General features: G+C 65.8%; 17 protein-coding genes. 12 read left to right on the top strand and 5 right to left on the bottom strand.

The window, feature by feature from the left end; genetic code table 11:
* Nucleotides 1–73 precede the first annotated feature (73 nt).
* From ftsE to ung, 4 genes are all read left to right on the top strand, one after another.
* Nucleotides 74–760 (top strand): cell division ATP-binding protein FtsE, encoded by a 687-nt coding sequence (gene ftsE, locus CSC73_RS04740; RefSeq protein WP_163839251.1) that lies wholly within the window; start codon nucleotides 74–76, stop codon nucleotides 758–760.
* On the top strand, nucleotides 757–1,710 hold the full coding sequence (gene ftsX / locus CSC73_RS04735) for a permease-like cell division protein FtsX (protein ID WP_163839250.1): 954 nt from the start codon (nucleotides 757–759) through the stop codon (nucleotides 1,708–1,710). Before ftsE ends, ftsX begins: the two co-directional genes overlap by 4 nt.
* A gap of 12 nt (nucleotides 1,711–1,722) precedes the next feature.
* Nucleotides 1,723–2,565: a response regulator gene (locus CSC73_RS04730; protein WP_163839249.1), complete on the top strand. Its 843-nt coding sequence runs from the start codon at nucleotides 1,723–1,725 to the stop codon at nucleotides 2,563–2,565.
* Nucleotides 2,566–2,671: 106 nt separating this feature from the next.
* The gene (ung, locus tag CSC73_RS04725) at nucleotides 2,672–3,379 is read left to right on the top strand and encodes a uracil-DNA glycosylase (protein WP_163839248.1); all 708 of its coding nucleotides are present in this window, start codon (nucleotides 2,672–2,674) and stop codon (nucleotides 3,377–3,379) included.
* A gap of 88 nt (nucleotides 3,380–3,467) precedes the next feature.
* Here ung and CSC73_RS04720 read toward each other — a convergent pair whose 3' ends face one another.
* A complete protein-coding gene (locus CSC73_RS04720; protein ID WP_163839247.1) occupies nucleotides 3,468–4,016 on the bottom strand; it encodes a DUF2059 domain-containing protein in 549 nt (182 codons plus the stop codon).
* A gap of 117 nt (nucleotides 4,017–4,133) precedes the next feature.
* Between CSC73_RS04720 and arfB the strand changes: the two genes are divergently transcribed.
* From arfB to CSC73_RS04685, 7 genes are all read left to right on the top strand, one after another.
* Nucleotides 4,134–4,568, top strand: a complete 435-nt coding sequence (arfB, locus tag CSC73_RS04715) for an alternative ribosome rescue aminoacyl-tRNA hydrolase ArfB (RefSeq protein WP_163839246.1) — start codon at nucleotides 4,134–4,136, stop codon at nucleotides 4,566–4,568.
* Complete coding sequence (locus tag CSC73_RS04710) at nucleotides 4,565–5,167, top strand: lysophospholipid acyltransferase family protein (protein WP_163839245.1); 603 nt, start codon at nucleotides 4,565–4,567, stop codon at nucleotides 5,165–5,167. The genes arfB and CSC73_RS04710 overlap by 4 nt, the downstream gene beginning before the upstream one ends.
* A 212-nt stretch (nucleotides 5,168–5,379) precedes the next feature.
* Entirely contained in the window at nucleotides 5,380–7,527 is a 2,148-nt protein-coding gene (gene dcp / locus CSC73_RS04705; RefSeq protein ID WP_163839244.1) for a peptidyl-dipeptidase Dcp, read from the top strand.
* Between the two features lie 310 nt (nucleotides 7,528–7,837).
* Nucleotides 7,838–8,215 (top strand): DUF2946 family protein, encoded by a 378-nt coding sequence (locus tag CSC73_RS04700; protein ID WP_163839243.1) that lies wholly within the window; start codon nucleotides 7,838–7,840, stop codon nucleotides 8,213–8,215.
* A gap of 55 nt (nucleotides 8,216–8,270) precedes the next feature.
* Nucleotides 8,271–9,551 carry a TolC family protein gene (locus CSC73_RS04695; RefSeq protein WP_163839242.1) on the top strand — a complete coding sequence of 427 codons (1,281 nt, stop codon included), beginning with the start codon at nucleotides 8,271–8,273 and terminating at the stop codon, nucleotides 9,549–9,551.
* A complete protein-coding gene (locus tag CSC73_RS04690; protein ID WP_163839241.1) occupies nucleotides 9,548–10,801 on the top strand; it encodes an efflux RND transporter periplasmic adaptor subunit in 1,254 nt (417 codons plus the stop codon). Before CSC73_RS04695 ends, CSC73_RS04690 begins: the two co-directional genes overlap by 4 nt.
* Entirely contained in the window at nucleotides 10,791–14,000 is a 3,210-nt protein-coding gene (locus tag CSC73_RS04685) for an efflux RND transporter permease subunit (protein ID WP_163839240.1), read from the top strand. The genes CSC73_RS04690 and CSC73_RS04685 overlap by 11 nt, the downstream gene beginning before the upstream one ends.
* A gap of 87 nt (nucleotides 14,001–14,087) precedes the next feature.
* Here the strand turns inward: CSC73_RS04685 and CSC73_RS04680 are convergent, their stop codons facing one another.
* The 4 genes from CSC73_RS04680 to CSC73_RS04665 form a co-directional block, all read right to left on the bottom strand.
* On the bottom strand, nucleotides 14,088–15,314 hold the full coding sequence (locus tag CSC73_RS04680; RefSeq protein WP_163839239.1) for a M64 family metallopeptidase: 1,227 nt from the start codon (nucleotides 15,312–15,314) through the stop codon (nucleotides 14,088–14,090).
* A 1-nt stretch (nucleotide 15,315) separates the two neighbouring features.
* The gene (locus CSC73_RS04675) at nucleotides 15,316–15,780 is read right to left on the bottom strand and encodes a hypothetical protein (protein ID WP_163839238.1); all 465 of its coding nucleotides are present in this window, start codon (nucleotides 15,778–15,780) and stop codon (nucleotides 15,316–15,318) included.
* 137 nt (nucleotides 15,781–15,917) lie between these two features.
* Nucleotides 15,918–16,148, bottom strand: a complete 231-nt coding sequence (locus tag CSC73_RS04670) for a hypothetical protein (RefSeq protein WP_246197344.1) — start codon at nucleotides 16,146–16,148, stop codon at nucleotides 15,918–15,920.
* Nucleotides 16,145–24,751 carry a glycoside hydrolase family 94 protein gene (locus CSC73_RS04665; RefSeq protein WP_163839356.1) on the bottom strand — a complete coding sequence of 2,869 codons (8,607 nt, stop codon included), beginning with the start codon at nucleotides 24,749–24,751 and terminating at the stop codon, nucleotides 16,145–16,147. Before CSC73_RS04665 ends, CSC73_RS04670 begins: the two co-directional genes overlap by 4 nt.
* On the opposite strand from CSC73_RS04665, the gene CSC73_RS18440 reads away from it, so the two are divergent.
* Complete coding sequence (locus CSC73_RS18440) at nucleotides 24,716–25,723, top strand: GyrI-like domain-containing protein (RefSeq protein ID WP_246197342.1); 1,008 nt, start codon at nucleotides 24,716–24,718, stop codon at nucleotides 25,721–25,723. The genes CSC73_RS04665 and CSC73_RS18440 overlap by 36 nt on opposite strands.
* Nucleotides 25,724–25,941 lie beyond the last annotated feature (218 nt).

The raw sequence follows: 25,941 nt of genomic DNA, 5'->3' as shown, positions 1-25,941 counted from the left end.
GCGCCCGGCATCGCGCGCGTCGGGGATGTAACCCCGACCTACGAGTGGAAAGGGAACAGGGCATAATCGCGGCATGAGCGTTCTGCGATTCGAAAACGTCAGCAAGCAATACCCCGGCGGCCATGAGGCGTTGGCCGACGTCAGCTTCGAAGTCGCGCAAGGCGAGATGCTCTTCGTCACCGGACATTCCGGGGCGGGCAAGAGCACCCTGCTCAAACTCATCCATCTGAGCGAGCGGCCCACCCGCGGCGCGGTGGTGTTCGGCGGACGCAATCTGTTGAAAGTCCGCGGCGGCCGTATTCCGCTGCATCGCCGCGAAGTAGGCGCCGTCCACCAGGACCATCGGCTGCTGGCCGAGCGCCCCGTGGCCGAGAACGTCGCCCTGCCGCTGATCCTGCGCGGCGACCGCCGCACCGACATCGGCAAGCGCGTGCGCGAAGTACTGGCGCGCATGGGCCTGGGCCATCGCGAGAAGGCGTTGCCTTCGCAGCTTTCGGCGGGCGAGCAGCAACGCGTGGGCATCGCCCGGGCCATCGTCGCCGAACCGCGACTGCTGGTGGCCGACGAACCCACCGGCAACCTCGACCCCACGCTGGCGGCCGAAATCATGTCGCTGTTCGCTTCCATGCCCGAACGCGGCACCAGCGTGCTGGTGGTCAGCCACGACCTGACCCTGATCAAGCGCATGAAGAAACGCGTGTTGATCCTGGACCACGGCAAGCTGATGGACGATATCTCTCCGGCGGATCTGGCCGAATGAGCGGAGCCAGCGAGAACGCCAAAGTCGCCGCCGGCCCGCGTTCGGGCGTGGGCATCTGGCTCGACCAGCACCTCTACAGTTTCGTCGCCAGCCTGGGCCGCGTGCTGCGCCGGCCATGGGCCACGCTGCTGACCATCGGCGTGATGGGAGTGGCGTTGGCCTTGCCGCTGGGCCTGGGGCTGGCGCTGGAGAACCTGCAGCATTTCGCCGGCAGCGTGGAGCAGTCGCGCGAAATCGACGTGTTCCTCAAGCCCGAGATCGAGGTCGCGCGCGCGCAGGCGCTGGCGACGGAACTTCGTGGGCGTGGCGACGTGGCCAGGGTGGAAGTGCGCACGCCGGAGCAGGGACTGGCCGAGTTCCGCGCGCGCAGCGGCCTGGGCGATGCGATCGGCGCGCTGGAAGAAAACCCGCTGCCCAGTCTGCTGATAGTGACACCCGGTGAAGACGACGCCAGCCTGGTGGCGGCGCTGGAGCGCCTGCCGGAAACCGGCCTGCTGCAGCACGACGCGGCCTGGCGCCAGCGCCTGCAGGGCTGGCTGGGTTTCGGCGAACGCCTGGCCTGGGTGCTGGCGGCGCTGTTCGGCCTGGGGGCGCTGCTGGTCGTAGGCAATACCGTGCGCTTGGACATCCAGTCGCGGCGGGAGGAAATCGGCGTGCTGCAGCTGCTGGGCGCCACCGACGGCTTCATCCGCCGCCCCTTCATCTATCTCGGTGCCTGGTACGGCCTGGCCGCCGGCGCGCTGGCCTTGGGTCTGCTGGCCGCGGCAGCGTATGCTCTGCGCGCGCCGCTGCATGCATTGGCGCAAAGCTACGGTAGCGGTTTCGCGCTCAGCGGACTGGACCCCTTGCGTGCCGCAGGTTTCCTGCTGGCCGCCACGGCGATCGGTTGGCTGGGCGCGTGGCTGGTCACCGGGCATTTCCTGCGTCAAACCAGACCGACGGAAACCTAGGACAAGTCCTATATGCATTCGCAGGAACTTCGACATCTGATCAGCGACACCCCGCGGGTGATGGTGGTCGACGGTTCGAAGATGGTGCGCAAGATGATCGCCGACGTGCTTACCCGCGAACTGCCGGGCGTCGAGGTCATCGGCTGCGCCAGCGTCGCCGACGCGCGCAAGGCGCTGGAGGACGGTGCGGTACACCTGGTCACCACCTCGCTGGCGCTGAAGGACGGCGACGGACTCGAGATCGCGCGTGCGGTGCGCGAATCCGCCGGGCAGGCCTATGTGCCGGTGATCGTGGTATCGGGCGACGCGCAGCAACATCTGGTCGAACGCCGTTTCACCGAATACGTCACCGACTATTTCGACAAGTCGCTGGGCCACGAGGCGCTGGCGGCCTTCATCCGTGGCTACGTGCAGCCCGAACCGGTCGCCGGCGCCACCGTGCTGTACGTGGAAGACAGCCGCGTGGTGGCCGAAACCACCAAGCGCATGCTGGAACGCCACGACCTCAAGGTTGTCCATGTGCTCAAGGCCGAAGACGCCTTCGCCCTGCTCACCGCCGAATCGCTGGGCCATTCCACCCACCGTTTCGACCTGGTGCTGACCGACGTGACCCTCAAGGGCGAACTCAGCGGCCGCGACGTGGTGCAGCGCGTCCGCATCGATTTCGCCTACGGCAAGCGCCGCCTGCCGATCCTGGTGATGACCGGCGACGACAACCGCAACAACCAGTCCGAACTGCTGCAGGCCGGCGCCAACGATCTGGTGCTCAAGCCCATCGAGGAACGCCTGCTGATCACCAAGGTGCTGTTCCAGCTGCGGGTGTCGAGTATGGGCGAGGCTCGCGCGCTGGTGTGAACATGCGTGATGCTCTCTGGCGGCGTCAATTTTCTTGACGTCATCCCAGCTTTCGCTGGGATGACGATTCCAATCAATCATCGCGCCCGAATTTCATTCTCCCCTCATGCCCGACAACGACAACATCAAACTGGAACCCTCCTGGAAGGCGAAAGTCGGCGACTGGCTGCAACGCCCCGAGATGCGCGAGCTGTCGGCGTTCCTGCGCCAGCGCAAGCAGGCCGGCGCGCGCATCTTTCCGCCGGGTCCGCAGATCTTCGCCGCCTTCGACGCCACGCCTTTCGAGGAAGTGAAAGTGGTGATCCTGGGCCAGGACCCGTACCACGGCGCCGGGCAGGCGCATGGTTTGTGCTTTTCGGTGCTGCCGGGCGTTCCGGTGCCGCCGTCGCTGGACAACATCTTCAAAGAACTGAACAACGACCTGGGCATCCCGCGGCCGGATCACGGCTGCCTGTTGCCCTGGGCGCGGCAGGGCGTGCTGCTGTTGAACGCGGTGCTGACCGTCGAAGAAGGCCGCGCCGGCGCGCACCAGGGAAAGGGTTGGGAGGGATTCACCGACCACGCCATCGAAACCTTGGCCCGCGAACGCGAGGACATCGTGTTCCTGCTGTGGGGAAGCTATGCGCAGGCCAAGGGCAAGGTGATCGACGCGCGCCGCCACCGCGTGCTGCGCGCGCCGCACCCCTCGCCGCTGTCGGCGCATCGCGGCTTCCTGGGCTGCAAGCACTTCTCCTCGACCAACCAGTTCCTGGCGCAAAAAGGCAAAACGCCGATCGATTGGCGGCTGCCGCCCAAGTCGGAGCTGAAACTGTAGGAGCGGGCCCTGCCCGCGACGCTTTTTGCGGCCTTCGGGCGATATCCCAAAGCGTCGCGGGCAGGGCCCGCTCCTACAGTCGCCTCGGTTATCTTTTCTTTTTCTTCTTCGCCGGCGGAGTGACTTCGGGCGCCGGCGTTTCCTTGGTCGATTCCTTCAGCTCGGTCTGCAGCTCTTCCATCATCGGGATGATCTTCTTCTGGATCGCGCCCATCAGGTTCTGCATCAGCGCCGGAGTCTTGTCCAGCAGATTCTTGCCGGCCGGACTTTCGTAGAACTTGGCCATGGCCCGGACGTCCTCGCTGCTGAAGGTCTGCTTGTAAACGTCGATGTACAGGGGGCGCATCTCGTCCCAGGCCAGGGCCTTGCGCACGATCTGGTTGGTGCGCGCCTGGATGCGTTCGACTTCCGCCTTCTGTTCGGCGCTCAGGTCCTTGCCGCTGGTGATCTGCTCGAACTGCTGGCGCTGCATCTCCTCCATCTGCGGCAGGATCGCATTGAGCATGCTTTCGGCGCGCGAAGCCTTGAGCAGGCGCTCGATATCGGCATCGGTCGGCGGAGCGGCCAGCGCCGTGGCGGCGCACAAGGCAAGACAGGCGGCAGCCAGCAGGCGCGGAAACAGGCGTGGAATCGGCATGCCGAAGGTTCCTGGAGCGGATGAAGGGAGACGCATAGTGCCCAGCGCAAAGTAAACGGCCGGTTAAACCGTATCCGTCGGATTCCAGCGGCGCCGCATCACGCCTACAATTGGCGCATGGGGAGCGACGCACTCGAAATCACGCCTGCCTTGGCGATACCCGAGACCGAACTGGTCGAACGCTTCGTGCGCGCCAGCGGCGCGGGCGGGCAGAACGTCAACAAGGTTTCCACTGCGGTGGAACTGCGCTTCGACCTGGCCGGCTCGCCGTCGCTGCCCGAACCGGTGCGCGAGCGCCTGCTGGCCAAGCGCGACCGCCGCATCACCGATGAGGGCGTGCTGGTGATCGATGCGCAGCGCTTCCGCACCCAGGACCGCAACCGCCAGGATGCGCGCGAGCGCCTGGCGGCGTTCATCGCCACCGGCCTGACCGCGCCGAAGAAGCGCATCGCCACCAAGCCCTCGCGCGCCGCCAAGGCGCGGCGCCTGGATGCCAAACGCGGCCGCGGCGAAATCAAGCGCGGGCGTTCGAACAAGGGAGTGATCGATTGAGCGATGCGACGGATCTGATTCCCCCCATTCCGCCGCTGATGCCGCAGGTGAAGCCCAACCGGTTCACCCGCTGGCTGGGCCGTACCGCCTTGAGGCTGGGGGGCTGGCGCATCGTCGGCCCGATTCCCGATCTGGCCAAGGCGGTGCTGATCGTGGCCCCGCACTCGTCAAATTGGGACGGGTACTGGGGAATGGCGGCGAAAATAGCGCTGGGCCTGGAGGTGCGCGTGCTGGGCAAGACGCAACTGTTCTGGTGGCCGCTGGGCCCGCTGCTGCGGCGGCTGGGGGCCATACCGGTGAACCGCAGCTCGCCGCAGGGAACCATCGAGCAGGCGATCGCGATCATCCGCGACTTCGACCGCATCTGGTTCACCCTGACCCCGGAAGGCACGCGCAAGCGCGTGGAGAAATGGAAGACGGGCTTCTGGAAAATCGCGCGCGCGGCGGATGTTCCCATCGTCATGGCGTACTTCCACTACCCGGAGAAGATCATCGGCATCGACCGGGTCTTCCAGCCCACCGACAACCTGCAGCAGGACATGGCGCGTATCCGCGAGTACTACCGACCCTGGCAGGGCAAGAATCGCGGCACCGTCTGACGTTATATGGCCGTGGGAGCGGCGTCCCGCCGCGAGCTCTTCGCTTCACAGCCTGGAAAAGCAAAAGCTCGCGGCGGGACGCCGCTCCCACGCCGTTGTTTCACGTCGCCGTTTCCACTGAACCGGGGCTTTGCGCCGCACCTTCGACACATGCGCCGGCGCCGCCGGCGCGCTAGGGTAGCCGGCTTGTTCCCTGACCCTGGAAGCGCTCCATGTCGCGTACCGTAGTCCTCGCCGCCGCCATCAGCCTGGCCCTTGCGGCCTGCACCGGAAAATCGCCCGAAACCGTGACCGAAACCACCCCCGCCGCTACCCCCGCCGCTACCGAAAACCCGCTGCTGACCGCCAGCACGCTGCCGTTCGGCGCGCCGATGTTCGACAAGATCGAGGACGCCGACTACCTGCCCGCCTTCGAGGAGGGCATGAAGCAGCACCTGGCCGAGATGCGCAAGATCGCCGACAACGCCGAGCCGGCCACTTTCGAAAACACCATCGAGGCGATGGAACGCACTGGCGAGACCTTGAACCGCGTCAGCCGCATTTTCTTCGGCCTGGTCCAGGCCGATACCAACGAAGCGCGGCAGAAGATCCAGGAAGAAGTCGCGCCCAAGCTGGCCGCGCACCAGGACGAGATCGCGCTGGATCCCAAACTCTTCGCCCGCGTGAAGGCGGTCTACGACGCGCGCGCCACGCTCAAGCTGGACCCGGAACAACTTCGCCTGGTCGAACGCGACTACCAGGAAATGGTCCGCGCAGGCGCACAGCTGTCCGACGCCGACAAGGCCACCATGCGCAAGCTCAACGTGGAAGAGACCACCCTGTCCACCGAGTTCCACAACAAGCTGGTCGCCGCCGCGGCCGCCGGTGCGGTGCAGGTCGACGACAAGGCCAAGCTGGACGGCCTGTCCGAAGGCGACATCGCCTCGGCCGCGCAGGATGCGGCCGCGCGCAAGCTCAACGGCAAGTGGCTGCTGGCCCTGCAGAACACCACCCAGCAGCCCGTGCTGGCTTCGCTGAAGGATCGCGAATTGCGCGCCAAGGTGCTGGAGGCGTCGGAAACGCGCACCGAGCATGGCGACGCCAACGACACCCGCAAGATCATCCAGCGTCTGGCCCAGCTGCGCGCGCAGAAAGCCAAGCTGCTCGGCTTCGACACCTATGCCGCTTACAGCCTGGCCGACCAGATGGCCATCACGCCGGACAAGGCGCTCAAGCTGCTGACCGATACCGTGCCCGCCGCCACCGCCAAAGCGCGTAGCGAGATCGCCAAGATGCAGGCGGTAATCGACCAGCAGCAGGGCGGCTTCAAGCTGGCCGCTTCGGATTGGGACTTCTACGCCGAACAGGTGCGCAAGGCCGAATTCGATCTGGACGAATCGCAGATCAAGCCGTACTTCGAAATGGACAACGTGCTGCACAACGGCGTGTTCTACGCCGCCACGCAGATGTACGGCATCACCTTCAAGGAACGCAAGGACATCCCCGTCTACAACCCCGACATGAAGGTGTACGAAGTCTTCGACAAGGACGGCAGCTCGCTGGCGCTGTTCTACACCGACTACTTCAAGCGCGACAGCAAGTCCGGCGGTGCGTGGATGGACGTGTTCGTCGAGCAGGACGGCCTGACCGGCGCCAAGCCGGTGGTCTACAACGTGTGCAACTTCACCAAGCCCGCCGCCGGCCAGCCGGCGCTGCTCAGCTTCGACGACGTCACCACCATGTTCCACGAGTTCGGCCATGCGTTGCACGGCATGTTCTCGAAGGTGAAGTACCCCTCCATCGCCGGCACCAGCACCTCGCGCGATTTCGTCGAGTTCCCGTCGCAGTTCAACGAGCACTGGGCCTCGGATCCGAAGGTGTTCGCCAACTACGCCAAGCACTACAAGACCGGCGAGCCGATGCCGCAGGCGCTGGTCGACAAGATCAAGAAAGCCGGCAAGTTCAACAGCGGCTACGCCACCACCGAGTACCTGTCGGCCGCGCTGCTCGATCTGGCCTGGCACACGCTGCCGGCCGACGCGCCGTTGCAGGACGTGGACAAGTTCGAAGCCGACGCGCTGAAGAAGTTCAAGGTGGATCTGGCCGAAGTGCCGCCGCGTTACCGCACCAGCTATTTCGACCACATCTGGGGCGGCGGCTACTCGGCCGGCTACTACGCCTATTTCTGGTCGGAAGTGCTGGACGACGATGCGTTCGAATGGTTCAAGGAGCACGGCGGCATGACCGCCGAGAACGGCCAGATCTTCCGCGACAAGATCCTCTCGCGCGGCAACACGGTCGACCTGGCCACCCTGTACCGCGATTTCCGCGGCAAGGATCCCAGCGTGGAACCGCTGCTGGAGAATCGCGGCTTGAAGTAAGCGAAGAAAGAAGCATGGCAAGATCCCTTCCTCCGTTTACGGGGGAAGGTGCCCGAAGGGCGGATGGGGGCGGGGCGCACGTAGCTTGGTTTGGATGAGCGGGATGGCTTCGCGGCCATCCTGTTTTTCATGCGTGCAGGATCGGTGGGAGCGGCGTCCCGCCGCGAGCTCTCGATCCACTTCCTTTTATCCGCAAGCATAAAAGCTCGCGGCGGGACGCCGCTCCCACCCTCATCGGCTGCCTCTTGGCCCGCTCGTGCCTTGGCTGTAATTGCTTAACAGGCTGGGCGTCCCGTAGCATGCGGACTCGATGATCCGCATCCTCCGCCACCGTATTGCCAGGTTGCTGCGCCTTCCCGCGTTGGCATTGCTTGTGCTTGCGGTGCTGGTGAACCCCGTATTCGCCGCGGTAGGCGATCTGCATGAATTCAGTCGCGGCGGTACCGACCATGCGCAAGCGTCCGACTCGCACGACCATGCCGACGAGGCGGGCACGCAACAAGAAGGCACGGACCTGCTGCACGCCCTGATGCACGCGGCGCATTGCTGCGGCCATCTCACCGCGATCCTGTCGACTCCTTTCGTAGCGCAGGCGCCGCTGTTTTCCGATGAGGCGCCGGTACCGGCATTCGCAACGCCGCATTCGCCTCCGCGTACCGATCATTTCCGGCCTCCGATAGCGATCTGACGTTTTCCGGCAATCGGGCCGGTCCTTCGTCATCAGATCCTTCTGGAGAATTCCCATGTGGTTGCGTTCGACGGCGCTCGCCGTCTTCGCGGCCGCGTCGTGCTTGCCGGCATGGGCGCAGCCGCCTGAAACATTGACTCTGGACGATGCGTTCGCGCGCGTCGCCCAATCCCACCCCGATTTGCGCTTGCTGGAAGGCCAGCGTGGCGTGCTGTCGGCCGAAGCCGAGCGCGCCGCGTTGAAACCAGCCTGGGTCGCCGGCCTGCAGATCGAAAATGCGCTCGGCACCGGCGACGCCAGCGGTTTCAGGCAAGCCGAAATAAGCCTGACTCTGGCCGGCGTGCTGGAACGCGGCGGCAAGCTGGATGCGCGCCGCGCGCTGGCGCAGACGCGCATCGATTCGCTGGCGCTGCAACGGGAAACCAAGCGGCTCGATCTGCTGGCCGAAGTCGCGCGCCGTTATCTCACCATCAACGCAGCGCAGGAACAGCGCCGCATCGCCGATCTGGATGTCACCCAGCGGCAGCGTACCGTCGCGGGCGCAAGACAGCGTCTCGCAGCGGGCGCATCGCCCGAGTCGGTCGTGCTGACGGCGCAAGCCGCGTTGGCGCGCGCGGAAATGGAACGCGACCGCGCCGGGCAACGCAGTGCGGCCGCGCGCCAGCATCTCGCTGCCTTGTGGGGCGAACGCAATCCCGCATTCGGCGTAGTTGCGGGAGATCCTCTGGTCTTGCCGGACATCGCCGACTTCGCCGCACTGGATGTGTTGCTGACCAGCACGCCGGAACTGGCGCGGTTCGCCGATGAGCAGCGCATAGGCGAAGCGCGGCTGCAACTGGCGCGGAGCCAGGCCGTGCCCGATCTGGATTGGCAGGTCGGCGTGCGCCGCTTGCAGGCTACGGATGATTTTGCGCTGATCGGCAGTGTTGCCATGCCGTTGGGAAGCTCGCGCCGCGCCCAGCCGGACATCCGTGTCGCGGAAGCGGAGTTGGCGCTGGTCGAGATCGAACGCGAGGCGCAAGGCTTGTCGTTGTATTCCACCCTGTCCGAGGCGCATGGCCGCTACCGCGTCGCCCAGCTGGAAGTATCCCGATTGCAATCTGATGTACTGCCCAAGCTCGCCAGGGCCGAGAGCGCGGCGGAGCGCGCCTACCGTGGCGGTGCGATCAGCTATCTCGAATGGGCGCAGTTGCAGTCCGAACGCACCAACGCACGCAAGCAACAACTCGAAGCGGCACTGGAAGCCCAGCGCGCATTGATCGAAATCCAGCGTCTCACCGGCCAGGCGTTCGTCGCCGGCCCTGCGTCGCAGACCCAACAGGAAACGACACCATGAAAGCGAAGGACCTGATCGGCGCACTGGCATTGGCGTTGCTGTTGGGCGCTTGCGGAAAGGACGCGCCCGAAGCGCATGGCCACGAGGAAGGTGGCGGGCACGCGGAAGCGGAGGAAGCAAGAAAAGGAGAGCACGGCGGCAGGCTGCTGGAGCAAAGCGGCTATGCGGTAGAACTGGCCATCGCCGAAGACGGCACGCCGCCGAAGTACCAGGCCTGGTTGTACGAAGGGAACAAGCCCTTGCCCGCGGCGGCAGGCACGGTGGAAATAAGATTGAAGCGTCTCGGCGGTATCGCCGAGAACCATCTCCTCAAGCCGCAGGCGGATGGCAGCCTGATGGCCGCCAGCATCGTTGGAGAACCGCATTCGTTCGACGTCGAAGTGTTGGCCAAGATCGAAGGAAAGGCGCTGCGCTGGGCATATCCCAGTTATGAAGGGCGTACCCGGATCGCCGCCGCGATCGCGGCCGATTCCGGCATCCGCGTGGCGCCGGTCGGTCCCGGCGTGATCGCCGACGAACACGAAGTGCAAGGATTGCTCACCCCGGTGGAAGGCCGCGTCGCCAACGCGATGGCGCGCTTTCCGGGGCCCATCCGCACGTTGCGCGCCAACGTCGGCGACCAGGTGCGCGCGGGCCAGGCGCTGGCCACGGTGGAAAGCAATCTCAGCCTGACCGCCTACACCGTCAGCGCGCCGATCTCCGGCGTGGTGCTGGCGCGCAATGCCTCGGTGGGTTCGGTCGCCAGCGAAGGCTCGCCGCTGTTCGAGATCGCCGATCTGTCTTCGCTGTGGGTGGACCTTCATATCTTCGGTTCCGACGCCCAGCACATCCGTCCCGGCGTGCCGGTCAAAGTCACGCGCATGAGCGATGGCGCCACCGTCGAGACCGTGCTGGAAAGGGTGCTGCCCGGCACCGCGACGGCAAGCCAGAGCACCGTGGCGCGCGCGACCATCGCCAACGCCGACGGCCTGTGGCGCCCGGGTTCGGCGGTGAAGGCGCGCATCACGGTCGAACAGCAACCGGCCGCGCTGGTGGTGCCGATCTCGGCGCTGCAGAACTTCCGCGATTGGGAGGTCGTCTTCATCCGCGTCGGCGACACCTACGAAGTGCGCCCGGTGGAACTGGGCAAGCGCGACGCCGACCAGGTGGAGGTGCTGTCGGGCCTGAAGGCCGGCGACGCCGTGGTGACCGAACAGAGTTACCTGATCAAGGCCGACATCGAAAAGTCGGGGGCTTCCCATGACCACTGACGATCGCAAGCAAGAAGCCCGCGGCGCACTCGAGGGCATCGTCCGCTTCGCCATCGCCCATCGCTGGCTGATGTTGGCGCTGACCCTGGCGCTGGCCGCACTGGGCGCCTGGAGCTTCACCAAGCTGCCCATCGACGCCACGCCCGACATCACCAACGTGCAGGTGCAGATCAATACCGAGGCTACCGGCTACTCGCCGCTGGAATCCGAACAGCGCGTCACCTTCCCCATCGAGACCGCCATGGCGGGATTGCCGGGGCTGGATTATTCGCGCTCGATCTCGCGCTATGGGCTGTCGCAAGTGACGGTCGCCTTCAAGGACGGCACCGATCTGTACTTCGCGCGGCAGCAGGTGAGCGAACGGTTGCAGCAGGCGAAATCGCAATTGCCCGACGGCCTGGAACCGGAGATGGGGCCCATCGCCACCGGCCTGGGCGAAATCTTCATGTACACCGTCGAGGCCAAGACCGGTGCGGTGAAGAAGGACGGCACGCCGTGGACGGCGACGGACCTGCGCACCCTGCAGGACTGGGTGGTGCGGCCGCAACTGCGCAATACGCCGGGCGTGACCGAGGTCAACACCATCGGCGGATTCGCGCGGCAGATCCACATCACCCCGGAACCTTCGAAGCTGGTGGCGCTAGGCTTCACCCTGCACGACGTGGTCGCCGCCGTCGCCGCCAACAACCAGAACATCGGCGCCGGCTACATCGAACGCAGCGGCCAGCAGTTTCTGGTGCGCGTGCCAGGACAGGCCGCCGATCTGGATGCGATCCGCGACATCGTGCTGGATCGCCGGCAGGGCGTGCCGATCCGCGTGCGCGACGTGGCCGAAGTGGGCGAGGGCCCGGAACTGCGCACCGGTGCCGCCACGCAGAACGGCAACGAGGTGGTGCTGGGCACGGTGTTCATGCTGGTGGGCGCCAATAGCCGCGAGGTCGCGCAAGCCTCGGCGGCCAAACTCGAGGAAGCCAATGCCAGCTTGCCTGCCGGCGTGCGGGCGACGCCGGTGTACGACCGTACCGCCCTGGTGGACCGCACCATCGCTACCGTGTCGAAGAATCTGGTGGAAGGCGCCTTGCTGGTGATCGTGGTGCTGTTCCTGTTGCTCGGCAATTTCCGCGCCGCGCTGATCACCGCAGCGGTGATCCCACTGGCGATGCTGTTCACCGTGTTCGGCATGGTCCGCGGCGGCGTTTCCGGCAACCTGATGAGCCTGGGCGCGCTGGACTTCGGTCTGATCGTCGATGGCGCGGTGATCATCATCGAAAACTGCCTGCGCCGTTTCGGCGAAATGCAGCACCGGCTGGGCCGGGTGATGACCGAGGAAGAACGGCATGACGCGACCGCCTCGGCGACCGCCGAAGTGATCCGGCCCAGCCTGTTCGGCCTGGGCATCATCGCCGCCGTGTACTTGCCGATCTTCGCGCTGACCGGCATCGAGGGGAAGATGTTCCATCCCATGGCGATCACCGTCGTACTCGCGTTGACCGGCGCCATGCTGCTGTCGCTCACTTTCGTTCCCGCGGCCATCGCGATGTTCCTGGGCGGGCGGGTGGACGAGAAGGAAAACCGGGTGATGCAATGGGCCAGGCGTGGTTATGCGCCGCTGCTGACATGGTCGCTGCGGCGCGGCCAGTGGGTCATGGGCGGCGCGCTGGCGTTGATGGCGCTGTGTGCGCTGCTGGCCACGCGACTGGGCACCGAGTTCATCCCCAATCTGGACGAGGGCGACATCGCCCTGCACGCGTTGCGCATTCCCGGCACCAGCCTGGACCAGGCGGTGAAGATGCAATCCACGCTGGAGGCGCGCATCAAGCGGTTCCCGGAGGTCGAGCGCGTGTTCGGCAAACTGGGCACCGCCGAAGTCGCCACCGATCCCATGCCGCCCTCGGTGGCCGATACCTTCCTGATGATGAAGCCGCGTTCGCAGTGGCCTGACCCGCGCAAGCCGCGCGACGAGCTGGTGTCTGAAATAGAAGCCGCGGTGAAGCAGTTGCCGGGCAACAACTACGAGTTCACCCAGCCCATCCAGATGCGCATGAACGAACTGATCTCCGGCGTGCGCGCCGATGTGGCGATCAAGCTGTACGGCGACGATCTGGATACTCTCGTGGAGGTCGGCAAGCGCATCGAGGAGGTGGCCAAATCGGTCTCCGGAGCCGCCGACGTCAAGCTCGAGCAGGCCACGGGATTGCCCTTGCTCACGGTGACGCCGGATCGCAACGCGCTGGTGCGCTACGGCCTGAATCCGGGCGTGGTGCAGGAAACCGTCGCCACTGCGGTCGGGGGTGAAGTGTCCGGCCAGTTGTTCGAAGGCGATCGCCGTTTCGACATCGTCGTGCGCCTGCCCGAACGCTTGCGCCAGGATCCCGCGGCATTGGCCGACCTTCCCATTCCGCTGGGCGGCAGCGACAACGCCGACGAATCCAGCCGCAGCGGTGGTTTCAGCGCGGGCGCTCCGCGCACCGTGCCGTTGCGCGAGGTGGCCAGGATCGAAACCCTGCAAGGCCCCAACCAGATCAACCGCGAGAACGGCAAACGGCGCGTGGTGGTGACGGCCAATGTGCGCGGGCGCGATCTGGGCGGTTTCGTCGGCGAGCTGCGGCAGCGGATCGATGCCGGAGTCGAAGTGCCGACCGGTTACTGGATCGACTACGGTGGCACGTTCGAACAGCTGATTTCCGCCAGCCAGCGGCTGTCGGTGGTGGTGCCGGTGACGCTCGCCATCATCTTCGCGCTGCTGTTCATGGCCTTCGGTTCGGCCAAGGATGCGGCCATCGTGTTCAGCGGCGTGCCGCTGGCGCTGACCGGCGGTGTCGTCGCATTGGCGTTGCGCGGCATTCCCCTGTCCATCTCCGCAGGAGTCGGCTTCATCGCGCTGTCGGGCGTGGCGGTGCTCAACGGGCTGGTGATGATCGCCTTCATCCGCAAGCTGCGCGAACAAGGCGATGGGCTGGACGACGCCATCGTCGACGGGGCGCTGGCCCGGCTGCGTCCGGTGCTGACGACCGCGTTGGTGGCCTCGCTCGGTTTCGTGCCGATGGCCCTCAACGTGGGCGCGGGCTCGGAAGTGCAGCGGCCGCTGGCGACCGTGGTGATCGGCGGCATCGTTTCCTCCACCTTCCTCACCCTGGTTGTGTTGCCGGTGCTGTACCGCTGGCTGCATCGTGAAAGAACGATGCGGGCCGAGGGATAAGGGCAAGCAGCCTTACGAAGCCGGGCAAGCCGGCTTCGTAAGGCGGATTGGAGGTGCGCTACAGCGGAGGCCGCCGTTGCCCGGCCATCAACGGATCACGTAAGCCGGAAGCTCTGCGGCCGCCTCGTCGAGCAGCGCCCGCGTCTGCGTCTGCAGCTGCTTGCGATGCGCGTCCGAGGACACCAGCGAAGACAGATGGTCCATGGCCAGGCCGACGATGGTGTCGCGCATGGCGGGCGAGGCATCGTGCGGATTTGCCATCGCCGCCCACAGGCTGTGGCGCAAGGGTCCCCATGGATCGATGGGAATGGGCTTGCCCCCGACGATGATGACGCCGCCGCCATCCTGGATCACTCCGAACAGTATCGTCGCCACCGCGACCCAGCGCGACAGGTCCAGCCTGTCGAACTTGAAGCAGAAATCGGGATCGAACGGGGTCAGGAATTCGTGGATCTCGCGCTGGCAGACCGCGCAGAAAGGCTCGCCCAGCACGCGCATCTTGCAGTTGTAGGAAGGCCGGTAGGCGCCGCAATGCGCGTAATGGGCGCCTTCGTAGGTGCCCACGACGAAATTGGGCGGTTCGGGAACCAGGTCCGGCGGACATTGGCTGCAGTTGGGATTGGATTGGGTCGGCAATGTGGAAACGTTGATCAGGTCGTCCCACTTGCCGGTGGCGGTCGGCGAGATCGTGACGTTGGGCTGCGAAGGCTCCAAGCCGCTGTGCTGGTTCTGCGATGGGCCGTCTATGCCGCAACCGGCGTAGTAGAAATACTCGTCGGCCAGGCCGAAGATCGAATGCCCCATTTCGTGGATGATGATCTCGCGCCAGTCGATGTCGTTGCCCAGCGAGTTCTTGGTCGCCGTCGAACTGACGCCGACACTGCCGCCGGTTCCGCCGTATACGTCCGAATTGACGATCACCTGCGCCGAATGGAATTGCGGAACGTGGGCGGCCACGGTGCTCAACACCAATGAGCTGTCGCACACCAACGCCCGCCTGATGCCGCCGTTGCAGAAGCGCGCATCGAAATAAGTATCCGGCGTGGCGCCGGTGCCGCCGCAGCCGGCGGGATCGTCGGCGCCGCTTTCGTCGGAAGCCACGTCAAGGCGCCAGATGTTGATGGCGCAGCGATGCTCGTCGAACGGCGCGATGCCGAACAGACCGTTGGCGAAATGCTGGGCGTCCTCGGCGAACTTGCCCAATTCGCTTTGGCGATAGCCTTCGGCGACCAGCACCAGGTTGAAACGTTCGGCGGGGTCGCCGTTGTCGACGATCTTGACCGCGCCGATCACTGTGCCGTCTGCAACGCCCATGTCACTGCGCTCCTTTGTCAATGTCGGAAAGATCGAATTCGTGGGTGGCGGCGGTGGCCGCCATCTTGGCCGCATCGTCGCGGCTCGTCCGTCGCGGTTCCGCGTGCACCACGAACTTGCGGGCGCCGGCGATGTCCGGCACGATCACGAAGAAAGCGCGAACGCCCTTGTCGTCGTCGATCCTTCGTAAGGCATCTCCCGGTCCGTCGGCCACCACTTCCATGCCTTGCTGTGGGTTGTCGATGGTGCGGCGGTAGACCGGTCGGTCTTGGCGGTCGCGCAGTTCGAACCACGAACCGCGGGTGTCGCGCTTGGGCACCAGCGCTTGCGGAGGCGGCACGACCATGTTCAATCGCTGGGTGGAGACGAGCTTCATTTCGTCGCCGCGCTGTTCGAAAATCAGGCGCAGTGCGCGTTGCTGCCGCCGGTGATCGCCTGTCGCACCCGATGCTCCGCATTTGTCCACGTGTCCGCTCCATTGTCCGGTGTTATCCGATCAAACGCCGGCAATCGGACGTTCCGGACATCGTTCCTGACGTAAATATTTACGCGGACCCGATGCGCCATTCAATGCGTTTCCCCAACTCGCGGTCGGATCATGCGTTATGCGCCAAGTCTTTTAGCTACGTGTTTCGTTAACATCGCGTCTATGCGGAGTTGCGCGTACTGGCGGTCCTGCGGATCGGCGCGCGCCAGGATTTCCTGCGCAAGAACATCGAACTGCGGCCAGAACTGCGCCTCGTGGCGCAGTTTTTCGCGCCAGAGCGGCAGCATGCGCTCCAGATTCTCCAACTCCGCGTCCAATCGGTCGCGCGCGTCCGGCATGCGGTTCATTGCGATGGCGGCCGCGGCCAGGTCGCCTCCACGTGATGGATGGATTCGTCGTCCACCAGCTGGAAGCGCAAGCCTTTCTGGTCGAAGCCGTCCACGCTCAACGTCGCCGCGCCGCCGTCGATCTGTCTGATGTCGATCAGATACAGGCTGCCGCCGTACCGGTAGTGCAACTTGTATTCGTTCCAGTCGGCGGGAATGCAAGGCTTCAACGACAGATGATCGCCTTCGCGGTGCAGGCCGAGCAGCGATTCGGTCAACAGCCGGTACATCCAGCCGGCCGAACCGGTGTACCAGGTCCAGCCGCCGCGGCCGACGTGGGGCGCCACGCCGTAGACATCGGCGGCAAGCACGTACGGCTCGACTTTGTAGATCGCGCTGGCTTGCGCATCTGCGGCATGGTGGATGGGGTTGATCATGCCCGTCAGTTCCCAGGCTTTTTCGCGGTCCCCCAGATGCGCGAACGCCATCGCCGACCACACCGCCGCGTGCGTGTACTGGCCGCCGTTCTCGCGTACGCCGGGCACATAGCCGCGGATATAGCCGGGGTCGTGCGGGGTCTTGTCGAACGGCGGATCGAGCAGCTGGATCAATCCCGCATCGCGCTTCACCAAGTGGCGGTCCAGCGACGCCATCGCTTGCCGCGCGCGCACCGGATCGGCGGCGCCGGACAGCACCGACCAGCTTTGCGAAATGGAATCGATGCGGCACTCGTCGCTCTGCGCCGATCCCAGCGGCGTGCCGTCGTCGAACCAGGCGCGCCGGTACCAGTCGCCGTCCCAGGCGTGCGCTTCCAGGTTCGTCCGCAGACGGCTTGCCGATTCCGCGCAGAAAGTCGCGAAGGCTTCGTCGCCGCGCGCCAGCGCCACGTCGCCGAAGCGCACCAGCACCTCGTACAGGAAGAAGCCCAGCCACACGCTCTCGCCCTTGCCCGCTTCGCCGACCCGGTTCATGCCGTCGTTCCAGTCGCCGGTGCCGATCAAAGGCAGGCCGCGTTCGCCCATCAATTCGGTGCCGCGCTTGAGCGCCAGCGCGCAGTGGTCGTAGAAAGATTGCTGGATGCCCGAACGCGACGGCAGGTCGTAGTACGACTCTTCGTCCGCGTTCACCAACCGCCCTTCGATGAAGTGCACGCGTTCGTCGAACACGCTCGCATCGCCGGTGACCTGCAGGTAGCGGCATGCGGCCAGCGGCAGCCACAGGTAATCGTCGGAGCAGCGCGTGCGCACGCCGCGGCCCTGCGGCGGATGCCACCAGTGCATCGCATCGCCTTGCGGGAACTGGTGGGCGGCGCTGAGCAACAGGTGCTCGCGGGTCAGCGCGGGCTTGGCGTGCACTGTGGCCATGGTGTCCTGCAACTGGTCGCGGAAGCCGAACGCGCCGCCGGACTGGTAATAGCCGCTGCGGGCGACGTACCGGCAGGCCAGGGTCTGGTACATCAGCCAGCCGTTGGCGAGCGCGTCGACGCTGGGGTCGGGCGTCTTCACGCGCAGCGCATTCAACGTGTCCAGCCAATGGATGCGCACGCTGTCCAGCGCGTCGTGCGCGGCGCCCGGGCCTTTGCAGCGCTGCGCCAGCTGGATGGCGTTGCGGTAGTCGCTGCCGATGCCCAGGCGGAATACGGTTTCGTGGGTCTCGTCGGCGGCCAGGCGGATCGGCACCTGCAGCGCGGCGCAGGGATCCAAGCCCACTCCCAGCTTGCCGGAGAGCTTCTCGCGCAGCATCGCCGCCGGATCGCCGAGGCTGCCGTTGCGGCCCAGGAATTCGGTGCGGTCGGCGGTGAAGCTGCGGCCGCGCACGCCGTCGGACGCGGGGCCGTCCACGTCGAAGAACGCAACCCGTCCGGCGAATTCGGTGTTGTAGGGATTGCGCGCGGTCAGCACGTTGCTGGCGCTGTCCAGTTCGCTGATCACGTGCATCTGCGATTTGACCCGGATATCGCCCAGGATCCATTCCACGTAACCGGTCGCCGACAGCTTGCGCGCGCGCCCGGAAAGGTTGCGCAGTTTAAGCACCGAGAATTTCACCGCGTCTTCCAGCGCCACGTACACCCACAATTCGCTGGCGATGCCGTCTTCCATGTGTTCGTACACGCTGTAGCCGAAACCGTGGCGGGTCCGGTAGGCACCGATGCCGCGGCGGGGCAAGGGCATCGGCGACCATACCCGTCCGGTCTCTTCATCGCGCAGATAAAAGGCTTCGCCGCCGGTATCGGCGATCGGGTCGTTGTTCCAGGGCGTCAGCCGGAACTCGTGCGCGTTCTCGAACCAGGTGTAGCCGGGCGCGCTTTCGCTGACCACCGTGCCCAGCCTGGCGTTGGCCATCACATTGGACCAGGGCGCGGGCGTGGCGGCGCCTTCGTGCAAGGTGATCACGTATTCGCGGCCATCGGCGGAGAAAGCGCCGGTGCCGTTGTCGAACAGGAATTCCCGGGCCACCGCTTCGAACGGCCACGGATCGTCGTCGCCCGACGCGCCCGCGGGTGGCAGGCCGGACAGGGACGCTTCGTCGGCTGGCGCGTCCGGCAACGGCGGCGCGCCGTCGGCGAACAACAGCGGGATATTGCGTTCCGGTGCCATATGGCGGCCGACCTGCGCGGCCAGCGTGCCGCGCTGGTCGCTGACGATCACGCGCGACACGGTCTGCAACAGGATGCGGTCTTCCTGCGAAATCTGCTGCGCGGGCCGTACGAAGATGCCGCCCGGCCGATCCAGCACGCTGCCTTCCGGGCCGGCCGAAACCAGGCCCAGGATCTGCTCCTGCAGCTGTTGCCGATAGCCGGCCTGGTCCTCGTTCCAGATCACCAGATCCACGTTCAGGCCCTTCAAGCGCCAGTAGGCATGCGCCTGCACCATCTGCCGGACCAGTTCTATGTTGGCCGCATCGGCGATCTGCACCAGCACGATGGGCAGGTCGCCGGAAATGGAATGTCCCCACAAGCCCGATTGCCCACGGCGGTTCTGCATCAGCACCGCGCCGTCCGCGCGCAGGAACGGATGCGCGTACACCATCAATCCGGCCAGACGCTCGTACAGCTGCGCGTCCGCTTGCGAGGCGTTGATCTGCCGGCGCACCACTTGGCTGTGCGTCCACGCCAGGTCGAACACGCGATCGGCCAGGCGGCGGTCGCGGTACTTGTCGATCAGCGCCGAACACGCCTGGCGGTCGGCGCCGACGCCGGTGACCATGTCGACGATGGCGGTCTGGTCGGGCGCCAGTGTGATCCGGCAGCGGATGGCGACGATGGGGTCCAGCACCGATCCTTCGGAATCGGACAAGGCCTCCAGCGATGACAAGGCCTGCGGGTTGCGCGGGGTATTGCCGCGGCCCAGGAAGCGCGCGCGGTCGGTTTCGTAGGAAATGCTGTCGATATCGGCGTCGTGCACCGCCACCAGGTGCAGCATCCATGGCGGCACTTCGTCGTGCGCGCGCGGCCGGCGCGTGCACAGCAGCGCCTGTTTGTCGCGCACGATCCGCGTCTGCACGAACAGGTTGCTGAAAGCCGGGTGCAGTTCATCGGAGATCGATGGCGCCAGCACCACTTCGGCATAGGTGGTTATTTCGATGGTGCGCGCGCGTCGCGAGCGGTTGCAGACGGTGAGGCGGCGCAGTTCGATGTCGTCTTCGGCCGAGATCGCGATTTCGAGATGCGAGTCGTATCCGCGCTTGCGCCCGCGGAACTCGGCCTTGGCATCGGAGAATATCGCCTCGTACTGATCCACCGGTACGCAGGTCGGCTGGTAGGCCGCCGACCAGAACTCGCCGCTGTAGACATCGCGCAGATAACAGAAGCTGCCCCAGTGGTCGCGGGTGCCGTCTTCGCGCCAGCGCGTCACCGCCATGTCGCGCAGGCGGCTGTAGCCGCCGCCGGCGCCGGTCAACAGGCTGTGGTAGCGGCCGTTGGACAGCATCTGCACCGCAGGCCTGGCGGTGTTGGGATCGCGGAACACGCGCAATTGGGTTTCCGTGGCGGCCGGTGCGCTGCGTACGCCGGTGGCTTCGGCTTCGTGCGGGTGGAATACGCCGATGCGCGGAATGCGTTCCTGCAGCAGCAGCAAGGTCGCCTGGAATTCCGCGTCGGCCATGAAGCGCTTCTGCATGGGCTGGTCGTGCAGCAGGTAGTCCAGGGCCAGGAAACCCATGCCCTGATGGTGGGCCATGAACGAACGAACCAACGCATGGTCCTGTCCGCGGGGAACCCGGCTGGGCGTGTAGTCGATGGCCTCGTACATGCCGTAGCGCCCGCTGAAACCGAGCTCGGTGAGACGCTGCAGGTTCTGGCACGCCGCCTCCGGCGCCACCATCAGCGCCATCATGGTGGCGTAGGGCGCGATCACCAGGTCCTGCCCCAGCCCGCGCTTCAGGCCCAGGCCCGGCACGCCGAAGGCGCGGTACTGGTAGTTCATGCGCGCATCGACGGTGTTGTAGCCGGATTCGGAAATGCCCCAGGGCACGTTGCGCCGCGCGCCGAAATGGATCTGCGCATCGACCGCGTGCCTGGAGGTCTGGTCCAGCAGAGTGTCCGGATAGCTGGGCATCACCAGCTGCGGCATCAGGTATTCGAACATCGAGCCGCTCCACGACAGCAGCGTGGCGTCCCCGTCCACTTCGGTCAGCAGCCGTCCCAACGCGAACCAGGTTTCCTGCGGCAGCTTGCCCTGGGCGATGGCCACGAAACTGCACAGCCTGGCTTCCGAAGCCAGCAGGTCGTAGTGGCCCGGATCCAGGCGCCGTTCGTCGGCGTTGTAGCCGATGGACAGCAGATGGCGGCCGCGGTCGTACAGGAAGCCGTATTCCATCAGCGAGTACTGGCCGGCCAGATGCGCCAGCCGTTCCAGCTCGCGGATGCGCGCGCGTGCGCGGTCCTGCGCCTGGGCATTGTGGGTCTGCGAACTCAATTCGCGCAAAGTGGGAATAGGCCCGGCGGTCGCCGCGGCCGGCGCTTGGCCCATCTCCTTGTCGGAGGAAGAGAGCAAGGGTGCGAAGAACAACAGTTCCTCGTGCGCGGACCGGCACGCGTTGGCCAGCAAGGTCGGCCAGTGCGGTTCGGCGTCGAATTCCGTCGCCACGGGCACCGGCCAGGCCGCCAGGATCGCCGCGGCCTGATCCGCCAGCGACGCCAGCGTGCGTTCGGCGCCAGGCAGCGACAGCGGCAGCCACGTACACGCGGCCTCCAGTTGTTCGCGGAACGCTTCCACCGCCGGGTCCAGCGCATCGCCGCCGAAACCCGCCGCCAGCCGCACTTCCTCCAGCACGCCGAAGGTGTCGGCCAGACCGCTGAAGGTGGAGCGGGCCAGGATGGGCGCATCCAGCAGCGCCAGCAAACCCTGGCGCAAGGTCAGCAGGTGCCCGGCCAGGTTGCCGCTGTCCACGGTGGAGACGTAGCGAGGCGGCAGGGGCTGCAGCGTTTCGGTGTCGTACCAGTTGTAGAAATGCCCGCGATGGCGCGGCAGCATTTCCATGGTGGCCAGCGCGCGCTGGGTCCGCTCCATCAATCCGCCCGCCTGCAGATAGCCGAAGTCGAAGGCCGACAGATTGGCCAGCAGCGACAGGCCCATGTTGGTGGGGGAAGTGCGCCGCGCGACCACCAGGGCGGGATGTTCCTGGATATTGTCGGGCGGCAGCCAATGGTCTTCCTCACGGATCCAGGTCTCGAAGAAGGCCCAGGTGCGGCGCGACAGGCGGCCCAGGAAGGCCAGCTGCGAATGCGACAGCTCGGCGAATTTCCGCTTGGGCGCCCTGCCCATCCATGCCATCAGTGCGGGCGAAGACAGCCACAGGGCCAGGATCGGCGCGGCCACCCACAGCGCCATTGGATTGGATTGGGCCAGCAGCGCCGCGACGGCGATGGCGAACGCCGGCGCGAACCACATGCCGCGCAGTTCCGCGCCGAAACCGCTGCCCAGGCTGCGCTCGACTTCGCTGGAAGGATTCCACTGCAGCAGATGCCGGCGGCTGACCGCCATCCGCCACAGCGTGCGCACGACCGCGCCCAGACTGAAGAAGGCTTCGTAAGGCAGGCAGGCCAGATTCACCACCGCGCGCGCGAGCTGCCGTGCGCAGGATTTCAGCACCTGCAGCAGATGCGTTTCCAGCGCCATGTCCACCGGTTTGACGAACAAGTCGCGCAGCGTCGGCACCAGGATGGGCAACAGCAGAAGACACAGCACCCACAAGGTCCAGGCCAAAGTCCGCGGCACCAGGGTCCAGCCCAGGACCAGCAATGCGGTCGCCGCTGCGGGCACCAGGCTGCGCCGCAGGTTGTCCAGCAATTTGCCGCGCGACAGGCCCGACAGGGGATTGCGTTCGAATCCGCCCCCGTGGCGCGGTACCCACGGCAGCAGCCAGGGCAGCAGCTGCCAGTCGCCGCGGATCCAGCGGTAACGGCGCTTCACATCGGCGGCGTAGCGCGCCGGATAGTCTTCGAACAGGCGCACGTCGCTGACCAGCCCGGCCCGGGCGTAGCAGCCTTCCAGCAGGTCGTGGCTGAGGATGCTGTTGGCGGGGAAGCGGTTCTCCAGCGCATGCTCGAACGCGTCCACGTCGTAGATGCCCTTGCCGACGAACGAGCCTTCGCCGAACAGATCCTGGTACACGTCCGACACCGTGCGCGTGTAAGGATCGATGCCCGGTTCGCTGCCGTACATGCGCGCGTAGCGCGAATTGATGCGTCCGCTCATGCTGCTGCCCACGCTGGGCTGCAGGATGCCGTAGCCGCGCGTGACCCGGCGTTTCTTCTCGTCGAAGCGCGCATGGTTGAGCGGATGGGCCAGGGTGGCGACGAACTCGCGCGCGGCATCGCGCGGCAGGCGGGTGTCGGTGTCCAGAGTGATGACGTAGCGCACGTTGCTCAGCACGGCGGTATTGCCGGCGATCTTGAGGAACCGATCGCCGGCGCCGCTGCGCAGCAGACGGTTCAGCGCCGCCAGCTTGCCGCGCTTCCGCTCGTAGCCCATCCACGTTTTCTCGCGCGGATTCCATTGGCGGGGACGGTGAAAGAGGAAGAACAGGTCGTTGCTCTCCGGCGCGTAGCGCGCGTTGAGGCGTTCCACTTGATGCGCCGCGTGGTCCAGCAACGGCTGGTCGCCAGGCAGGATCTGCTGATCGGCATCCAGAAAATCGGTCAGCAGGCCGAAATGCAGGTGGGCGTCGCGGTTGGCCAGGAAACGCACTTCCAGTCCTTCGACCAGCGCATCGATGCCCTGGACGCTGCCGATCATGCTGGGCACCACCACCAGCGTGCGCGCATCGGCGGGCAGGCCATGGGAATAGTCCATGCGCGGCAGCGGTTGCGGCGCCACCAGCACCGTTGCCGCCCAGTTGACCAGGGCGATGCCCAGTTCGCTGAAGGCGATGACGCCCAGCGCGCCGAACAGGCTCAGCCAGACCCAGCCGAAGCGGCCCGCGCTGGCCTCGGTCACCAGGATCCAGGTAAAGGCCAGGGCGATGGCGACGATAGGCGTCAGGTACAGGGACAGCGGGATCCTGCGCGGACGCAGGCGCACCGGCTTGCGCGCGGTCTCCAGCGCGGCTACCGCCGCACGCATCTGCGCGACGCCGTCGTCGATCAGGTAGTAGCCCACATGCGCGCGGATGTCGCGCGTGCCGGCGTGCGCCTGCGCCAATGCCAGCACGCTGCGCGCCACTTCCATTTCGTCGGCGCCGCTGAGCCGCGCCGCCTTTTCCACCATATGCCGGTAAGCGTCGCGGGTGCTGAAATCCATGGACGCGTAGGTGCCTGCGGGATCCTCGCGCAGGGTCTTGTCGACCAGGCTCATGGTTTCGACGAACTCGCGCCAGTCCATGTTGGCCAGAAAACGCAGGCTGCCGATGCTGTTGCTTATCGACACCTGGTCCGAGGCCTGCTGCTGGCTCTCGGCGTGCACCAGCGCTTCGATGCTGTGGCCGCTGTCGGCCGCCCATTGCTCGGTCCAGTTCATCGGCATGGCCAGCGCTGCGCTGCGTCCATGGATGCCGCGGATCAGTTCCGCCACGAAAGCGCCCGACAGCGGCGGACTGGAGCGCGCCATGTCGGCCACCACCAGCACCACGTTCTTGGGCGAGTTGTCGGCCGTATCGTTGAGCAGGCCCGCCCAGTCGGCCGCCAGGCGATGGTCTATGCCGTCGCGCATCACCCGCACCGCCATGCGCCGCAGGTTCTCTATCAGCGCCAGCCGCAGCATGATGGGTATGGCCCACAATTCGCCCATCTTCAACGGCACCACCGATTGGTAGGCCGCCACGAACAGGCTCAGGGTCTCGGCGTCGATACGGCCGTCGCCATGGGCGATGGCTTCCATCGCTAGGTCGTAGACGCGCGGCAGTCCGGCGGAAGGGCCCTTGCTCAGGGACGGCAGTTCCCGGCTGTAGCCTTTGGGAAGATGCCGCCTTGCGGTGCGTATCTGTTCTTCGATCAGATAGTAGTTGTCCAGCAGCCACTCGCCGGCGGGAGTGATGCGCACTTCGTCCTGCACCATCTTGGTGAGCAGGGAATTGGCGTCGTCCAGCAGGCCTTCGTTCTCTTTCAGCCGCGACAGCAGCTGGTCGGGCTGCGGGAGAAGGTGCACGCGATGTTCGCGCGCCAGCGCTCTGCCATGCCGCTCCATCTGTTCGGCGCTGAGCAGCTGGGACCGCAAGGGTTCCTCGGCCAGCAGCGGCTTCTGCAAGACGGTGGGCTGCCAGCGCCGGATGCGTCTGCGCAAACGCAGCCAACGACCGAAGATCCGCCAAGCACTGGGCATATCGAACCGTCGCCTCGAACCAACAGGGCTTCGATCATTGCATTGGCGGGGGAAGTGGCTTGTGAATGCCTGCGTTGCGGGCCTGCGTCCTTTCGACCGGCGATTCGTTTCGGGCCGAGCGGGTATCTTGGTTGCGCCCAGAAAACCGGGTTTCGGTTGTACTCTTTGCCGCGACCGATCCGCTACGGGCCGGTGCAATCCAGGCGTCGGCCATCTTCGGGACCGCTAGTGCAGAAAATCGATCTCAAGAAAGAACTGAAGCATCTCTACCAGCCCTCCGCAAAGGAAGTGGTCCAGGTGGACGTGCCAACTTTCCGGTTCCTCATGATCGACGGCGAAGGCGACCCCAACACATCGCAGAAGTACGCCGAGGCGGTGGAAGCCCTGTTCTCCGTCTCGTACGCGGCGAAGTTCATGATGAAGAAAGGAGCGCACGGCATCGACTACGCCGTCATGCCTCTCGAAGGGCTCTGGTGGTCGGACGACATGTCCTCTTTCGCCGCCAACGACAAGTCGAAGTGGAAATGGACGATGATGATCATGCAGCCTGATTTCCTGGAAGAGGCGGTGATCCGGGCGGCCATTGCGGAAGTGAAGCGAAAGAAAGCGCTTGCCGCGATCGATTCGCTCAGGCTGGAGAAGTTCGCCGAGGGGTCCTGCGCCCAGATACTCCACATCGGCCCCTTCAGTGAAGAGGGTCCGACCATCCAGCGGGTCCATGATTTCATCGGCGCGCGCTCGGCGCTTGCCGGAAAGCACCATGAGGTGTATCTGAGCGACATCCGCCGCGCCGATCCGGCCAAGTGGAAAACCATCATCCGCCAGCCCATGGAATGAGGGCGGACGATTCCTCCAAACCGAGGCCGCTTGGCGGCCCGGATCGGCTCAGCAGTGGGGCGGCAATGGGTAATGATGGGCCGACTGATGCTTACCGCTGCAGAAGACCCGGCGTAGGGCGGGCATTGCCCGCCTCGTTTCCGCGCCACGGTAAAGCTGGCGGGCAGTGCCCGCCCTACACTGCGCTTTCCGGCGCGGTTCAATCAAGGAGTCCGGCC

This window comes from Pseudoxanthomonas sacheonensis, assembly GCF_010093305.1.
Taxonomy (GTDB): Bacteria; Pseudomonadota; Gammaproteobacteria; order Xanthomonadales; family Xanthomonadaceae; genus Pseudoxanthomonas_A; species Pseudoxanthomonas_A sacheonensis.
Note: the sequence above shows the minus strand (reverse complement) of the source record. Positions and strands in the feature narration are given on the sequence as shown.